Origin of the sequence: Pseudomonas sp. S04 (assembly GCF_009834545.1) — a bacterium.
Lineage (GTDB): Bacteria > Pseudomonadota > Gammaproteobacteria > Pseudomonadales > Pseudomonadaceae > Aquipseudomonas.
The window spans coordinates 4,537,368-4,550,935 of the sequence record NZ_CP019427.1; the positions used below are offsets into that span (position 1 = coordinate 4,537,368).

The 13,568-nt window shown below is 59.9% G+C and carries 11 protein-coding genes and 1 pseudogene; 8 read left to right on the forward strand and 4 right to left on the reverse strand.

Annotation, left to right across the window (positions count from 1 at the left end; genetic code table 11):
* Positions 1–116: 116 nt before the first annotated feature.
* Positions 117–1,628, reverse strand: coding sequence for a polyphosphate:AMP phosphotransferase (gene pap, locus PspS04_RS20015; protein ID WP_095167995.1), 1,512 nt, complete (start codon positions 1,626–1,628; stop codon positions 117–119).
* A gap of 139 nt (positions 1,629–1,767) precedes the next feature.
* Between pap and mnmC the strand changes: the two genes are divergently transcribed.
* The gene (gene mnmC, locus PspS04_RS20020) at positions 1,768–3,750 is read left to right on the forward strand and encodes a bifunctional tRNA (5-methylaminomethyl-2-thiouridine)(34)-methyltransferase MnmD/FAD-dependent 5-carboxymethylaminomethyl-2-thiouridine(34) oxidoreductase MnmC (RefSeq protein WP_159997376.1); all 1,983 of its coding nucleotides are present in this window, start codon (positions 1,768–1,770) and stop codon (positions 3,748–3,750) included.
* 251 nt (positions 3,751–4,001) lie between these two features.
* Here the strand turns inward: mnmC and PspS04_RS20025 are convergent, their stop codons facing one another.
* Positions 4,002–4,274, reverse strand: coding sequence for a hypothetical protein (locus PspS04_RS20025; RefSeq protein WP_159997378.1), 273 nt, complete (start codon positions 4,272–4,274; stop codon positions 4,002–4,004).
* A gap of 247 nt (positions 4,275–4,521) precedes the next feature.
* Between PspS04_RS20025 and PspS04_RS20030 the strand changes: the two are divergent.
* Positions 4,522–4,731: pseudogene (locus PspS04_RS20030) on the forward strand (hypothetical protein).
* Positions 4,732–5,317: 586 nt separating this feature from the next.
* Positions 5,318–6,019, forward strand: a complete 702-nt coding sequence (locus PspS04_RS20035; protein ID WP_159997380.1) for a tetratricopeptide repeat protein — start codon at positions 5,318–5,320, stop codon at positions 6,017–6,019.
* Positions 6,020–6,764: 745 nt separating this feature from the next.
* Here the strand turns inward: PspS04_RS20035 and PspS04_RS20040 are convergent.
* Both PspS04_RS20040 and PspS04_RS28140 read right to left on the reverse strand, forming a co-directional pair.
* Positions 6,765–7,283 carry a lysis system i-spanin subunit Rz gene (locus PspS04_RS20040; RefSeq protein ID WP_159997382.1) on the reverse strand — a complete coding sequence of 173 codons (519 nt, stop codon included), beginning with the start codon at positions 7,281–7,283 and terminating at the stop codon, positions 6,765–6,767.
* Positions 7,284–7,372: 89 nt separating this feature from the next.
* Entirely contained in the window at positions 7,373–7,687 is a 315-nt protein-coding gene (locus PspS04_RS28140; protein WP_342792440.1) for a glycoside hydrolase family protein, read from the reverse strand.
* On the opposite strand from PspS04_RS28140, the gene PspS04_RS28145 reads away from it, so the two are divergent.
* The 5 genes from PspS04_RS28145 to PspS04_RS20070 all read left to right on the forward strand — a co-directional run bounded on the left by PspS04_RS28145 (position 7,616) and on the right by PspS04_RS20070 (position 13,568).
* The gene (locus PspS04_RS28145) at positions 7,616–7,924 is read left to right on the forward strand and encodes an HNH endonuclease signature motif containing protein (protein WP_342792441.1); all 309 of its coding nucleotides are present in this window, start codon (positions 7,616–7,618) and stop codon (positions 7,922–7,924) included. The two genes, PspS04_RS28140 and PspS04_RS28145, sit on opposite strands and share 72 nt — an antisense overlap.
* Positions 7,914–8,747, forward strand: coding sequence for a tyrosine-type recombinase/integrase (locus PspS04_RS20055; RefSeq protein ID WP_237234935.1), 834 nt, complete (start codon positions 7,914–7,916; stop codon positions 8,745–8,747). Before PspS04_RS28145 ends, PspS04_RS20055 begins: the two co-directional genes overlap by 11 nt.
* A gap of 36 nt (positions 8,748–8,783) precedes the next feature.
* Positions 8,784–10,556: an N-acetylglutaminylglutamine amidotransferase gene (locus PspS04_RS20060; protein ID WP_159997386.1), complete on the forward strand. Its 1,773-nt coding sequence runs from the start codon at positions 8,784–8,786 to the stop codon at positions 10,554–10,556.
* A gap of 3 nt (positions 10,557–10,559) precedes the next feature.
* Positions 10,560–12,290 (forward strand): N-acetylglutaminylglutamine synthetase, encoded by a 1,731-nt coding sequence (gene ngg, locus PspS04_RS20065; RefSeq protein ID WP_159997388.1) that lies wholly within the window; start codon positions 10,560–10,562, stop codon positions 12,288–12,290.
* 90 nt (positions 12,291–12,380) lie between these two features.
* Positions 12,381–13,568: an osmoprotectant NAGGN system M42 family peptidase gene (locus PspS04_RS20070; RefSeq protein ID WP_159997390.1), complete on the forward strand. Its 1,188-nt coding sequence runs from the start codon at positions 12,381–12,383 to the stop codon at positions 13,566–13,568.

The following is a 13,568-nucleotide window of genomic DNA, read 5'->3' on the forward strand; positions in this document are numbered from 1 at the left end:
GCAAAATTTGCATGCACCCACAATTACCGTGGGAGCGGGCTTGCCCGCGATGAGGTCGGCGCAGCCAACATGAATGGAGCCTGACACGACGCTTACGACTTGCCAGAGACCTACCCCTACTTGTGTTTCTTGTCGTGCTTGTCGGATTTCTCGAACGCCGCTTCCAGCGCCCGGTTGATGGTGCGCAGCACCTTGACCCGGGCCCAGCGCTTGTCGTTGGCCTCCACCAGGGTCCAGGGCGCGACCTCGGTGCTGGTGCGGTCGACCATATCGCCCACGGCGCCACGGTAGTCGTCCCATTTTTCGCGGTTACGCCAATCGTCCTCGGTGATCTTGAAGCGCTTGAAGGGGATCTGTTCGCGCTCCTGGAAACGCTCCAGCTGGGTCTGTTTATCGATGGCCAACCAGAACTTCACGACGATTACATTGGAGGCATCGAGTTGCTCTTCGAAGTCGTTGATCTCGCCATAGGCGCGCATCCAGTCGGCCGGCGTACAGAAGCCTTCGATACGTTCCACCAACACCCGGCCATACCAGGAACGGTCAAAGATGGTGAACTTACCCCGCGCCGGAACGTGCCGCCAGAAGCGCCACAGGTAAGGTTGCGCACGCTCTTCCTCGGTCGGCGCGGCAATCGGCACGATGCTGTACTGCCGCGGATCGAGCGCCGCGGCCACCCGACGGATCGCCCCGCCCTTGCCTGCCGCATCATTGCCCTCGAACACCGCGACCAATGCGTGCTTGCGCATGCGCTTGTCCCGCAGCAAGCCGGCCAGCCGTGCCTGCTCGGTAATCAACTGCTCTTCATAGTCTTTCTTGCCCAGGTGCTGGCTCATGTCCAGGGCATCCAGCAGCCCGCGCTGGTCCACGCTGGTGGTCAGTGGCGCGGCGCTGACCTTATCCGGCTTGAGGTTGGGCCGCTTGAGGGCGGCCTGCAGGCCGGCGAGCAGGATCTTGCCTACCGCCAGGCTACGATAGTGCGGGTCGACGCCTTCGATAATGTGCCATGGCGCGTAATCGCGGCTGGTGCGGCGGATCACCCGCTCGCCGTACTTCACGAACTTGTCGTAGGTCTGGGACTGCTGCCAGTCCAACGGGCTGATGCGCCAGCTATGCAGCGGGTCGTCCTGCAGCGATTTGAGGCGGGCCTTCATTTGCTGCTTGGACAGGTGAAACCAGAACTTGAAGATCAGTGCGCCTTCGTTGCAGAGCATTTTCTCCAGGCGTTCCGCACCATTGATGGCCTGGTCCAGCACCGCGTCCTTGAACAAGCCGTGAACCCGACCTTGCAGCATCTGGCTGTACCAATTGCCGAAGAACACCCCCATACGGCCCTTGGCCGGAAGCATCCGCCAATAGCGCCAGGCCGGTGGCCGCGCCAGCTCTTCATCGGTCTGCTGGTCGAAGGTGCGCACTTCGATCAGCCGCGGGTCCATCCACTCGTTGAGCAATTTGACCGTCTCGCCCTTGCCGGCGCCTTCGATACCGTTGATCAGCACGATCACCGGAAAGCGGTCCTGCTGCTGCAACTCGAACTGGGCTTCGAGCAAGGCTTCACGCAGCGCCGGTACTTCGGCCTCATAGGTTTCTTTATCGATCGCGTGACCGATTTCGGCAGATTCGAACATGAGTGGCTCCCATCCAAGATGGCCCAAGCCTAGCGGATTGACCGGCGGTTTGTGCGGGTAATACGCGCCGAGCTGCCATAGATCAGTTCCCGTTGCCCTGATCCGCTAGAATGGCGGCCTTGCCAATGCTGAGCCCGCCATGAACCCTGTATTGCCCCACGCCCAGCTCGACTGGGACGACCAAGGCCGCCCGCGCTCGCGGGTGTTCGATGACGTGTATTTCTCCGACCAATCGGGCCTGGAAGAAACCCGCTATGTATTCATCGAACAAAACCGCCTGAGCGAACGTTTTGCCGCCCTGAGTGCCGGCGAAAAACTGGTGATTGGCGAGACCGGCTTCGGTACCGGGCTGAACTTCCTGTGTGCCTGGCAACTGTTTGAACAGCAGGCAGTGGCGGGTGCGCGCCTGCATTTCATCAGCGTTGAAAAATACCCGCTGAGCCCTGCCGATCTGCAGCGAGCCCTGGCCCTGTGGCCGGAACTCAAGGCCTTCGCCGAGCCCTTGCTGGCGCAGTACGTCGCCATCCACCAGGGTTTCCAGCGCCTGGTACTGGACCATGGCCGCGTCACGCTGACACTGCTGATTGGCGACGCCCTGGAGCAGTTGCCACAACTGGACGCGCAGATCGACGCCTGGTTTCTCGACGGCTTTGCCCCGGCGAAAAATCCCGAGATGTGGACCGCCGAACTGTTCGCCGAACTGGCGCGCCTGGCCGCTCCCGGCTCGACCATCAGCACCTTCACCAGCACCGGCTGGGTGCGTCGTTTGCTCAACGCCGCCGGCTTCAAGATGCGCCGCACGCCGGGCATCGGCCACAAATGGGAGATCCTGCGCGGGGCGTTCATCGCCTGGCCCGCAGAGACGCCAGCACCGGCAGCCGTCAAACCCTGGTTTGCCCGGCCGCCGCAGCACCTGGGCGAACGCCATGCGCTGGTGATCGGTGCCGGCCTGGCCGGCTGCGCGAGTGCCGCCAGCCTCGCCGCACGTGGCTGGCAGGTCAGCCTGCTGGAGCGCCACGCCGACCTCGCCCAGGAAGCCTCCGGCAACCCGCAAGGGGTGCTGTACCTGAAGTTGTCGGCCCACGGCACCGCCCTCTCGCAAATGATCGTCAGCGGCTTCGGTCATACCCGGCGTCTGCTCGAACACTTGCACCGCGGCCACGACTGGGATGATTGCGGGGTCCTGCAACTGGCATTCGATGCCAAGGAAGCCGAGCGCCAGGCCAAGCTGGCGGCGGCGTTTGCCAGCGATCTGCTGCAGCCGCTGGATCGCCTCCAGGCACAGGCCATCGCCGGCATCGCCCTGGAACACGGCGGGTTGTTTTACCCCGAAGGCGGCTGGGTGCACCCGCCTGCATTGTGCCGCTGGCAAGCGGCCCACCCCCAGGTGCAACTGCTGGCCCACCGCGAAGTACTGCAACTGCGCAAGGTCGACCAGCTCTGGCAAGCCTGGGATGGCGAGACCCTGCTGGCCAGCGCGCCGGTGGTGATCCTGGCTGGCGCGGCGCAGATCAAACAGTTTGCGCAAAGTGCCGACTTGCCGCTCAAGCGGATTCGCGGGCAAATCACTCGTTTAGCGCAAACCCCACAGAGCCAGAGCCTCGGCACCGTCGTGTGCGCCGAAGGTTACGTCGCCCCGGCGCGCCTGGGTGAACACACCCTGGGCGCCAGCTTCGACTTCAAGAGCGACGACCTCACGCCGACCACCGCCGAACACCTGGGCAACCTGGACATGCTCAAGGACATCTCCCCCGACCTGGTCGAGCGCCTGCACATATCCGAACTGGACCCGGAGCAACTCCAGGGACGCGCGGCCTTCCGCTGTACCAGCCCCGACTACCTGCCGATTGTCGGTCCGCTGGCCGACAGCCAGGCCTTCACCCAGGCCTATGGCGCACTGGCCAAGGACGCCCGGCAAGTACCGGACCACCCGTGTCCTTGGCTCGAAGGCTTGTACGTCAATAGCGGCCATGGTTCCCGGGGGTTGATCACCGCTCCGCTGTCTGGCGAGCTGCTCGCAGCCTGGCTGGACAATGAACCGCTGCCCCTTCCCCGCAGCGTGGCTGAAGCCTGCCACCCGAATCGATTTGCCTTGCGCCAGTTGATTCGCGGCAAAGCCTGAGGCCAGTCCGGCAACCCCTGCTTATAACCGATCGATCTAAAACTCACAGCACCGCAGCAGGTCAGTTTCTGAGTACCCGCCACTTCCGGCGGGTTCGAGATTGACCCTCCCCAACGGAAAAACCGGTAAGGAATTTATGTGCGGATTAGCTGGCGTTTTTGGTCCGGGGGTTTTAAAGGGCTTCAGGGGGTATTCAACCCCCTAAAATCCCCCTGAAAAACGCATGATTGGTATAAAAAGTGGTACGAGAATTACCGGGCTTTAGTTGTCTTCCAATTGGAGATCTCTACCAAAACAGCTGCATCGCCATCGTCGTTCCAGATAGGGGTTTTAAAGTTCCAGTAAATGTGATGCCAAAGAACATCTCCATTTTTTCGCTCCTTGTCCTGCCCGACCTTGGTGTGCAGAGCAACCCGCTCTCCCTTGCTCACCAATTTATTGACAAACCATTTAGAGTGGCGATGCTTGTTGGATATTTTCCCATCTTCGGTATATGTCGCATCAGATACCATATAGCTATTCAAGTTACAGTCTTCGAGTACGGTTAACAGCACTCGCTCTTCACTTGCATCACCGTGCCCGTGGCACCTTATCAATTCTCAATTTCATTTCAGCTTCCATGTTGTGGCATGTTCGTGGTAAGGCTGAATGTATTCGATTGGATAGCATCTGGCCACTTCTAAGCTCACTCCCCTTACCAGGCGCCCTGCCGACCGTTAAAATCTTCGTGAAGCGCAGTGCTTCTGCTGAGCTCATAAACGAGGATTCGCGATGCCAAATTCTGACCTATTCCCTTCCCTGCCCTACAAGCTCAACGAGAACCAACTCGCCCTCGAGGCCGCCATCATGGAGCTATCGAACTAGGTGGAGGCTCGCGGCTCGGCAGACGTCGCCGATAACCTCCGCGGCGCCCTGGACACGATCGACCGGAATGAAGAGTTCATCAAAATAACGCTGGCAGTGCTTTTGACCCCAGAATGAGTCTGGATATGGCGGATTACCGCAGACTCTACGCCATGGTCCGATGACCAACCGTTTGCATCCGCTGGCCCCCAACTAAGATTCCTGTTGACTAGCATATCCGGGGGCATTGAGTACCTAGACGCGGGCGCCTGGAGTGGCCTCCAGGATCTCGCACTGACACGTTTGAGGCAACTGATCAACTAGTGCTATCCCGCTGCGCCAAACTCCTCATGGAAACAGTCCACACAGACGTTTGACACGGCTTGCAAACGTGATATCGTAATGCGCATCATTCTCATCTGTACGACCGAGAGAAGCCGGACCCGTAGGGCAGTAAGTTTGATGCTCATTGACAGATCAACCGTGTGGTAAAGCAAAGGAAGGCAAGACAATGGTAGCTTTTGTACGTAGTGCGTTGTTAGTAGCGATAGCCTCTGCTCATAGCATAGCTTTCGCTGACTCAGTTAAGGAAATCTCTCAGGAGATCCAGGCCAATGGATGGTTTCAATCATGCAGTCGGGCCCTTCCACGACTTGCGAAACTAGGAGAGCCTTCTAGGCAGTCTGGGGATTGGAAGTCGCATGTATTAACTAAGGCTGGTTGTTTGTCTGAGCTTCGCCGAGATGCAGAAGCTGTTGCTTACTTGGAGAGAAGTTATCCGAAAGGGGATTTTGATTCGGATGCGTTGGAGTTTTTAGCAACCAGCAATATCAGGCTTGGAAACTACGAAGATGCAGCCAAGCATTTGGAAGCAGCACTTGCGGGCGGGGCAAAAAAAACAAGAATTCCAGAGATTCATAGCAAGTTGGCTCTGGCATATGTACAAGTAGCCGTCAAGCAAAGTTTCGCAGCACGCAGCCGCAGTGATTTTTTGGAGAAGGCTGAGAGGAGCCTGCGCACTGCCATTGATCTCAGCGACACACCATCCCCATCCCTGTATACGCAGCTTGGACAAGTTGAAACAATCAAAGGGGATTTTGATGCTGCAGAAAGATCGCTGAATACTGCCCAAACAGTTAATGATTCTTATAAGTGGGAGAAGCCTGGTCTTCGCCCAGTGATTGAATCAGAAATACTTATGGCAAAGAGTCAGTTAAAGATGGTGACCGGGGACTCTGTCGGTGCTGAAGGTTTGGCTCAACAAGCAGTGAAGTCGGCGCCAACAGAAAATCTGAAAATAGTCTTGGAGGCTATTAAGTCATCGCCTGAAGTAAAGGCCGAAGCATCATCGAAGTCGACTATGGCCAAGTCGGCTAAAGCATCGATATTAGCCCAGCCATACATCCCACTTGATGAAGAACTCTGAGTATAATCGAATGACAAAAGCTAAGCTTACTCTGGCTGCATTAGTATTTATGCTGCCGTCGCTATCGTTTGCTGGGGTTTCTTCCGCAATGATCTATACTTGCAATAATGCTCCTACTAGTGAACCACGTGGAGGTGGGTGGATTTGCTACTACCAAAATATGCCCGTAAACATTAACCCTCCGCCGGTGATTCTTTGAGGTCTTTTCTTACTCTTGCGATGTTTTTTAGTTTGGAGGCGTCGCAACAAGCTATTGCCGAGCATTCGGCACGGGCTATTTCGTTCGGGGGTGTTTCATGTGCGGACGTAACGCGGAGCTTGCCTTCTGGCAATTCGGCCCTGGATCATGCTACCACATGGGCTGAAGGATACTTGAATGCTCAAAACCAGGATGCGCCTGAGTGGGTGGATTTGGTAGAAAACACCTTGAACAGAGGTCAGCGTGAGAGTTATATATACGCCTATTGCAAGAAGCATCCTCAAGCCTTGGTTTTAGATTCGGCACAGGAACTCCAGAGGTTCCTAGAATCAGAATTGATAGGGCGAGCGAAGAGACTTTGACGTCTTCAGCCTAAGTAACTTCAATGTTTTAGTTGAAAGAGTAAAGAGCCGCCGATCATCTCAGAGCGTATCAATCGATCCGTGCTTTGTGCACGGAGCAAGAGCCTCTGCTGGACTTTCAGGGACCATCTGCAGGGGCGGCGACCGGGGTGGATGTTGACGCATTCTTCCCGGTCGCTCTTTTTCACTTTGTTGCTGTCACGGCTTTGACATAGGCCTGACAAGCCGCCAGAGCGATCAATCCTTGGTCGCCGGCATTGGTAATGCCGATAATTCGTTGAGCATGCGCTGGTTCAAGTCGGGCTCGCGCCCCTCCATGAACCATGCCGACGGCGCCGGCGGTGGTAGGCACTGACCAGCTACCGGCTGAATCCTCAGCAAGGAGGACTGACAGCCGGAGATCAGCAGTGGCAAGACGATCACGCAGGCGAGCCTGTTTGGTCTGAGCATCGCTCATTTCCTTATAGTGGGCTTGATCGTTAGCTGACAACCGCTGCTCGAGCGCAAGGCGGTTTTCCTGATTCGTGCTCATCTGGGCTGAGGCCGCGTTGTTGATGGCGGTCAAATCGTTCTGATGTAGGTCGGCCTGCTCTGCCAGTTGCTTACCGTAGCGCCAGTCCTGAACCTTCCAGGTTGCTCCAATCGCCAGCAGTACCATCACTAGCTCCCCGACCAGCACCACCTTCAACCCCGGCACGCTCATGACAGCGCCCCGCCCGCCAGGCGGAACTGCTTAATCAAGTCCTCGAGGCGGTGTTCACGCTGGCCATAGCCAGCCTCGGGCAGGCTGGCTCAGATTTTCCGGCACTTCTTGATAGCGGTTTCGATCCGACCGGCATGCACGTCCGGCAGCGCCCGACATTCGCGGACGTGCTGCAGGGCCAGCAGGTCCTGGCTGATCGGGCTGAAGTCCGGCAGCTTGAGCAGCGCCCGGTAATGCGGCCAGTCCTTGAGCATCTGCTGATAGCGGCCGGAGGCGTTCGAGGTCAGCCCCTTGCTGTTGATGACCTTGGACTTGCAGCCCCGGGCAAAGGGGTGATCGGTGAAGTCCTTGAACACCTCAGGCTTCCGGTCGATGCCGGTGACGATCACGTCGTAGCCATCCATGGCCGTGGCCGGCGAGGTGACAGTACCCTCTCCAGGCCAGCATATCGAGGAAGGCGAGCGCATTGCGGCTGCCCGCCCTGCTCTCTGAAAGTCTTGCCATTGCTTTGCCGATTTTGGGAACAGGCAAACGGCCCTATACCTGATGGCTGCTACGTATCTCCTCTAGATGGAAACAGACGTAACACTGACTTGGCCAACCTCAAGCTGGTGACCAAGGATGCCCTACTTGGCCGATAAGCCGATGGACAAGGTCACGCCGGTGATCATGCGCAAGATCGTCAACGACATTCAATGGACGTCACCAGTTCGCCGAAAGAACGCCATTCGGCTGGTGACTACGATCTTCACCCAGGCTGTGCGCGACGAGCTCATTACCCGAAACCCTGCTGCATCTATTCCGGCAACCCGCGTTCCAAAGCGAGATCTCGATCCCTTCACGCGCCCCGAAGCCGACCTGATGATTTCCAAACTGTACGAACTGACGAGCGGTTTACAACAGATCTACGCCTCCTTTTTTGAGTTCTCGTTCTACACCGGAATGCGCCCAGGAGAGGCGATGGCTCTGCGCTGGGCGGAGGTTGATATGCGCAAGAAAACCGCTCGTATTTGTCGTATTCGTATCTACGGAAAGATCCAGGAGCGAACTAAAACAAAGACCTCTCGCGAAGTTTTATTGAACGATCGCGCGATTAAGGCGCTCGAAAAAGCCAGGCCACTTACAGCGGCGCGTTCTGATTATGTGTTCGCGCCGGAAGGATCGGGTGACAGGTCGGAACTGTTTATCCGATCCGAGACTGGCCCAAAACGCTACTGGTTGAGCGCGCTGCGAAAGTTAGGAATTCGGCATCGCAGGATGTATGACACGCGCCACACGTACGCAACGATGTGTTTGATGTCCGGCATGAACCCAGCTTTCATTGCCGCACAGCTTGGGCACAGCGTTCAGGTTCTGCTTTCGACGTACGCCAAGTGGATCAGCTCGCCGAGTGATTGGGCAGAGCTTGAGAAGCTGGACAAAATTGAAAGTGGTACAAAAACGGTACGTGAAAATCACCCGTAGTGACATGCATGCCGAAATACAAAGGGTTTACGGTACATGTGCGGATTAGCTGGCGAGTTACGTTTTGATCATCAACCGGCCGACCTGGCCGCCATTGAGCGAATCACCCATCACCTGGCGCCTCGTGGCCCCGACGCCTGGGGTTTTCACAGTCAGGGACCGATCGCCCTGGGCCATCGACGGCTGAAAATCATGGACCTGTCGGACGGCTCGGCGCAGCCGATGGTCGACAGTCAACTGGGCCTGTCCCTGGCCTTCAACGGCGCGATCTACAACTTCCCCGAATTGCGCGCCGAGCTGGAAACCCTCGGTTATGCCTTCTATTCCGGCGGTGACACCGAAGTGTTGCTCAAGGGCTATCACGCCTGGGGCGCAGACCTGCTGCCCCGGCTCAACGGCATGTTTGCCTTCGCCATCTGGGAGCGCGACAGCCAACGCCTGTTCATCGCCCGTGACCGCCTCGGCGTGAAACCCTTGTACCTGTCGCGCACCGGCCAGCGCCTGCGCTTCGCCTCGACTTTGCCTGCCCTGCTCAAGGGCGGCGACATCAACCCGATCCTCGACCCGGTGGCGCTCAACCACTACCTGAACTTCCACGCTGTGGTCCCGGCGCCCCGCACCTTGCTGGCAGGCATCGAAAAACTGCCGCCGGCGACCTGGATGCGTATCGAGGCTGACGGCAGCACCGAACAGCACACCTGGTGGACGCTGCCCTACGGACCCCGCGCCGACGAACTCGACCTGACCCTGGAAGACTGGCGTGACCGGGTGCTGCAAAGCACCCGTGACGCGGTGGCGATTCGTCAGCGCGCGGCGGTGGATGTCGGCGTGCTGCTGTCCGGCGGCGTCGACTCCAGTCTGCTGGTGGGACTGCTGCGCGAAGTCGGTGTGCAAGACCTGTCGACCTTCTCCATCGGTTTTCAGGACGCGGGCGGCGAACGGGGTGACGAGTTCCAATACTCGGACCTGATCGCCAAGCACTATGGCACCCGTCATCACCAACTGCGCATCGACGAGAAGGAAATCATCGAGCAACTGCCCGCCGCGTTCCGCGCGATGAGCGAGCCGATGGTCAGCCACGACTGCATCGCCTTCTACCTGCTGTCCCGGGAAGTGGCCAAGCACTGCAAAGTGGTGCAAAGCGGCCAGGGTGCGGATGAACTGTTTGCCGGCTACCACTGGTACCCGCAGGTCGATGGCGCCAGCGACCCCTATGCGGCCTATCGCGAGGCCTTCTTCGACCGCAGCTACGACGACTACGCCGCCACCGTGCAACCGCAATGGCTGACCGAGCATGACGCCGCCGGCGACTTCGTGCGGGCACATTTCGCCCAGCCCGGCGCCGCCGCACCTGTGGATAAAGCGTTGCGCCTGGACAGTACGGTGATGCTGGTCGACGACCCGGTCAAGCGTGTGGATAACATGACCATGGCCTGGGGCCTGGAGGCGCGTACGCCGTTTCTCGACTACCGCCTGGTGGAATTGTCAGCGCGGGTACCGGGCAAATTCAAACTGCCGGACGGCGGCAAGCAGGTGCTCAAGGAAGCTGCGCGCCTGGTGATCCCCAGCGAGGTGATCGACCGCAAGAAGGGTTACTTCCCCGTTCCCGGCCTCAAGCATCTGCAAGGCGCGACCCTGGACTGGGTGCGCGAACTGCTGCTGGATCCGAGCCAGGACCGCGGCCTGTTCAAGCCGGCCATGCTCGACCGCCTGCTCACCGACCCGCAAGGCCAGTTGACCCCGTTGCGCGGCTCCAAACTGTGGCAACTGGCAGCGCTGAACCTATGGCTCAGCGAACAAGGAATCTGACTGATGAAACCTCACGCCACAGCGCTGAACCAGCGCTTGCTGCGCGGCCAGGCACCGTCCTATGAACGCCTGCAAGCGCGCTTCGCCGAAGACGGCAGCGACGCTGGCGAGCCGATTGCCGTGCATTGCGGCTGGGGTCGGTTGCTGATCGGCCATACCTTCCCCGACGCGGCGAGCCTGGCCCGGGAGCTGGCCAATGAAGAACCGGGTGAGCGCGACATTGCCCTGTACGTGGCCGCGCCCCAGCAAGTGTTGGGCTTGGAGCCGGCGCAGCTGTTTCTCGACCCCTCCGACACCCTGCGCCTGTGGTTCAGCGACTACCGCCAGGCAACCCGGGTCTTTCGCGGCTTCCGTATTCGCCGGGCGCAGAGCGACGCCGACTGGCACGCCATCAACCAGTTGTACCTGGCCCGCTCCATGCTGCCCATCGACCCGCAGCGCCTGACGCCCCGGCATCACGGTGGCCCGGTCTACTGGCTGGCCGAAGATGAAGACAGCGGCGCGGTGATCGGCAGCGTCATGGGCCTCAACCATGACAAGGCCTTCGCCGACCCCGAACACGGCAGCAGCCTGTGGTGCCTGGCGGTCGACCCGCAGTGCACGCGGCCCGGGGTTGGCGAAGTGCTGGTACGCCACCTGATCGAACACTTCATGAGCCGTGGCCTGAGCTACCTCGATCTCTCGGTTTTGCACGACAACCGTCAGGCCAAGCAGCTCTACACCAAGCTGGGGTTTCGCACGCTGACGACCTTCGCCATCAAACGCAAGAATGGCATCAACCAGTCGCTGTTTCTCGGCCCGGGGCCACAGGCCGATTTCAATCCCTATGCGCGGATCATCGTCGATGAAGCCCACCGGCGCGGCATCGATGTGCAAGTCGACGATGCCCAGGCCGGCATGTTCACCCTCAGCCATGGCGGGCGCCGGGTGCGTTGCCGCGAATCCCTCAGCGACCTGACCAGTGCCATCAGCATGAGCCTGTGCCAGGACAAGAGCCTGACCCACAAAGTGCTCAAGGCCGCCGGGCTGAATCTGCCGGCCCAGCAACGGGCGGGCAACGCCGACGACAACCTGGCGTTTCTCGACGAACACCGCCGGGTGGTGGTCAAACCCCTGGACGGTGAACAGGGTCAAGGGGTGGCGGTGGACTTGCAGAGCATCGACGAGCTGCAACAGGCCATCGACGACGCCCGCCGCTTCGACTCCCGGGTGTTGTTGGAAAGTTTCCACCAAGGCCTCGACCTGCGCATTCTGGTGATCGGCTTCGAGGTGGTGGCGGCCGCCATCCGCCGCCCGGCGCAAATCATCGGCGATGGCCAGCATACGATCGACGCCTTGATCCAGGCCCAGAGCCGCCGACGCCAGGCCGCCACCGACGGCGAAAGCAAAATCCCCCTGGACCACGAAACCGAGCGCACGCTGCAGGCCGCCGGCTTTAGCTACAGCAGCATCCTGCCCGCGGGTGAGCGCCTGTGTGTGCGGCGTACAGCCAACCTGCACACCGGCGGCACCCTGGAAGATGTCACCGAGATGCTGCATCCCACCCTGGTCGATGCCGCCGTGCGCGCGGCGCGGGCACTGGATATTCCGGTGGTAGGCCTGGACCTGATGGTGCCGGCCGCCGATCAGCCGGACTACGTGTTCATCGAAGCCAATGAACGTGCCGGCCTGGCCAATCACGAACCACAACCGGTGGCCGAGCGGTTTGTGGATCTGTTGTTTCCGCATAGCTGACAGCTGCGAGCGGCGAGTCACGCCTGAGCGCGTTAGCTCTTGAGGCTTGCCGTTTGCCGCTCGCGACTCAAGTCAATTCAAGGAATTCCCATGACCCGTAAAATTCCCGAACCCGATCTCGCCTACCTGCAGAAAGTCCTCCTGGAGATGCTCGCCATTCCCAGCCCGACCGGTTTCACCGACACCATCGTGCGCTACGTCGCCGAGCGTCTTGAAGAACTGGGCATCCCCTTTGAGCTGACCCGCCGTGGCACCATTCGCGCCACGCTCAAGGGCCAGAAAAACAGCCCCGATCGCGCCGTCTCCGCGCACCTCGACACCATCGGTGCCAGCGTGCGCGCGGTAAAGGACAACGGTCGCCTGACCCTCGCCCCGGTGGGCTGCTGGTCCAGCCGTTTTGCCGAAGGCAGCCGCGTCAGCCTGTTTACCGACAACGGCGTGATGCGGGGCAGCGTGCTGCCGTTGATGGCCTCGGGGCATGCGTTCAACACCGCGGTCGACGAACTGCCGGTGAGTTGGGACCACGTCGAACTGCGCCTGGATGCCTATTGCGCCACCCGGGCCGATTGCGATTCGCTGGGCGTGAGCATCGGCGACTTTGTCGCCTTCGATCCCCTGCCGGAATTCACCGAGAGCGGCCACATCAGTGCCCGGCACCTGGACGACAAGGCCGGCGTGGCCGCCCTGCTGGCCGCGCTCAAAGCCATTGTCGACAGCGGCGAACCCTTGATGATCGACTGTCATCCGCTGTTCACCATCACCGAGGAAACCGGCAGTGGCGCGGCGGCGGCATTGCCCTGGGATGTCAGTGAGTTTGTCGGCATCGACATCGCGCCGGTCGCCCCGGGCCAGCACTCCAGCGAGCACGCGGTCAGTGTGGCGATGCAGGATTCCGGCGGGCCCTATGACTACCACCTCTCGCGCCACCTGTTGCGGCTGGCCAGCGAACATGAATTGCCGGTGCGCCGCGATCTGTTCCGCTATTACTTCAGCGACGCCCACTCGGCGGTCACCGCCGGCCATGACATCCGCACCGCCCTGCTGGCATTCGGTTGCGACGCCACCCACGGCTACGAGCGCACCCATATCGACAGCCTCGCCGCCTTGAGCCGCTTGCTGGGTGCCTACATCCTCAGCCCGCCAGTATTTGCCAGCGACGCCCAGCCGGCCAAAGGCTCACTGGATCGCTTCAGCCATCAACTGGAACACGATGCACAGATGGAAAGCGATACCCGCGTGCCCTCGGTGGACAGCCTGGTAGGGCAACGTTCGTCCTAG

What these genes read in the sequence shown, in the direction of transcription:
- pap (WP_095167995.1), bottom strand. Translation starts at nt 1,628, where the DNA reads ATGTTCGAATCTGCCGAAATCGGTCACGCGATCGATAAAGAAACCTAT.
- mnmC (WP_159997376.1), top strand. Translation starts at nt 1,768, where the DNA reads ATGAACCCTGTATTGCCCCACGCCCAGCTCGACTGGGACGACCAAGGC.
- PspS04_RS20040 (WP_159997382.1), bottom strand. Translation starts at nt 7,283, where the DNA reads ATGAGCGTGCCGGGGTTGAAGGTGGTGCTGGTCGGGGAGCTAGTGATG.
- PspS04_RS28140 (WP_342792440.1), bottom strand. Translation starts at nt 7,687, where the DNA reads ATGGATGGCTACGACGTGATCGTCACCGGCATCGACCGGAAGCCTGAG.
- PspS04_RS20060 (WP_159997386.1), top strand. Translation starts at nt 8,784, where the DNA reads ATGTGCGGATTAGCTGGCGAGTTACGTTTTGATCATCAACCGGCCGAC.
- ngg (WP_159997388.1), top strand. Translation starts at nt 10,560, where the DNA reads ATGAAACCTCACGCCACAGCGCTGAACCAGCGCTTGCTGCGCGGCCAG.
- PspS04_RS20070 (WP_159997390.1), top strand. Translation starts at nt 12,381, where the DNA reads ATGACCCGTAAAATTCCCGAACCCGATCTCGCCTACCTGCAGAAAGTC.